Source organism: Lentiprolixibacter sp. (assembly GCF_982873095.1).
Map to the genome: position 1 here is coordinate 1 of NZ_CEYNTP010000347.1, position 2,169 is coordinate 2,169.

Sequence of the window (2,169 nt, forward strand, 5' to 3'; positions counted from 1 at the left end):
GTCTTTTTTAGGCTTTAAGAACGTTCATGTGTTGGGGCTAGTTCTTAACGTGTAAACCTAAGGTATATTATGGTATGATAGGTTTTTTGGTTATTCTGCAAGGAAAAGTACAATCAAATCTCTAAAATCAGCTGAATCGACCCATCTTTTCGATGAAATGCAGGGATTTTGTTAAAAAAACACCACCATGAGTACTTGTGGAAAGCTCGGTAAATACGGGGAAAACAAGGCGGCAAGCTATTTAAAAAACAAGGGGTACCATATCCTGGAACGTAATTACCGTTATCAAAAAGCGGAAATCGACCTGATTGCAAAAAGGGAAGGAGTAATTGCTATTATTGAAGTAAAAACACGTTCCGGACATGCGCTGGAACATAAGACTGATGCCATAAACAGAAAGAAAATTCAGCGTTTGGTCACGGCTGCAGATCAATATCTGAATAGCCGGCAGATAGCACTTGAAGTTCGATTTGACATCATCTGGATCACCCGCCACGCCCAGGGCAATTCCCTGGAACACATTAAGAACGCCTTTTATCACTTTTAGTTTCTTAACTATTTGTGTCACATATAACAATAAGTTAGCTTTGTTTCAAATTGGGTGCAATGAAAACAATTTCAGCTGTCGTTGAACACTACATTAAAAAGAAGCCTTTTTTACAAAGTGCCCTGGCCCAGGGGATCATAAACCTGACATCCCTCTCCCGCTTAATAAAGCCTGAGGTGGAAGAAGAGTTAGGAAAAGAGGTTCGAAATGGTGCTATCGTTATGGCGCTCAAGCGACTGTCAGATGACCTGGAATTTCGAGCCACGCACAGGATACTCAAGGTGCTGAAAAACATAGGGGAAATAACCGTACGTTCCTCGCTTACGGATTTTACCTTCCTCCTTTCAGATTCCATTCTGGAAAACCAAAGCCTCCTGCTCAAGGAAGTCAACCAGAACAAGGACGTTTTTTACACTTCATCACGGGGGGTGAACGAACTTAACATAGTGGTCAGTAATGCACTTGACGAAACGGTAGAGGAGTTATTCCGCAGCGAAAAGTGCACCCAAAAGGCAAAGAACCTTTCGTCTATCACCGTAAAGCTCCCGGCAGAGAATGTATCGGTTCCCGGGATCTATTATTTTATCTTTCAGCGTCTTGCCTGGGAGGGTATTGTCTTGTATGAGGTGATCTCCACTACCAATGAGTTCACGATCCTCGTCAACGACGATCAGGTAGAAAGTGCTTTTAAAACTATTAAAGACCTTAAATCGCTGTAGAGGGAAACCTTATTCGCTAAACAGCAGCTTCCTTTTTCTGAAAGCCCTTCAGGGCAGATAATGCGGTGTCTACATCAGTAATTCCCTCCATGGTGAGCATCAAACGCAGTCCGCTACGGGTTTGTTTTTCCTTGATCTTGATATTGCCGGCATGGGATTGCGCGTAGTGCAGTACTTGTGTAAATACGGGACTATGGTAGTACTCCGATTGCTGGTCCGATACAAAATAGCCGAGCAGCTTGCCTTTCTTCATTACTATTTTTTCAAGGCCCAGCTGCTGTGCCGTCCATTTGATCCGCACCGAATTCAGCAAGTCCCTTGCGGGTTCAGGCAGCGGCCCAAACCGGTCAGTTAGTTCTATTTCAAATTGCTTGAGGGCGGTTTCGTCCTTTACCTCATTCAACTGGGTGTATAGGTTTAGGCGTTCTGAAATGTTGTTTATGTAGGTATCCGGGAATAAGAGCTCAAAATCGCTGTCCAATTGTGTTTCCTTCACATAAATGCCACTCGGCGCGGTATCTGCGTACAGGTCTTTAAATTCTTCTTCCTTGAGTTCGTCAATGGCTTCTGCCAGGATCTTCTGGTAGGTTTCAAATCCAATTTCGTTGATGAATCCGCTTTGTTCCCCACCCAGCAGGTCCCCGGCACCACGGATTTCCAGATCTTTCATGGCAATATTGAACCCGCTGCCCAGGGCGGTAAACTGTTCTAGGGCCTGAATGCGTTTTCTGGCCTCTGCGGTCATCATATCGTAGGGGGGAGTGATGAAATAACAGAAGGCCTTTTTGTTGCTGCGCCCCACCCTTCCGCGCATTTGGTGCAGGTCACTGAGCCCGAAATTATTGGCGTTGTTAATCAGGATGGTGTTGGCATTGGTAACGTCGAGGCCACTTTCCACTATGG

3 protein-coding genes are annotated in these 2,169 nt (G+C 45.0%); 2 read left to right on the top strand and 1 reads right to left on the bottom strand.

Annotated elements, in window-relative coordinates:
- Window positions 1–187 precede the first annotated feature (187 nt).
- Window positions 188–547: a YraN family protein gene (locus tag AC4E7D_RS14230; protein WP_490174439.1), complete on the top strand. Its 360-nt coding sequence runs from the start codon at window positions 188–190 to the stop codon at window positions 545–547.
- A gap of 59 nt (window positions 548–606) precedes the next feature.
- On the top strand, window positions 607–1,266 hold the full coding sequence (locus tag AC4E7D_RS14235; protein ID WP_490174440.1) for an aspartate kinase: 660 nt from the start codon (window positions 607–609) through the stop codon (window positions 1,264–1,266).
- 16 nt (window positions 1,267–1,282) lie between these two features.
- Here the strand turns inward: AC4E7D_RS14235 and AC4E7D_RS14240 are convergent.
- Window positions 1,283–2,169, bottom strand: an 887-nt coding sequence (locus AC4E7D_RS14240; RefSeq protein ID WP_490174441.1) for a TRCF domain-containing protein, incomplete at its 5' end; no start/stop codon positions are given.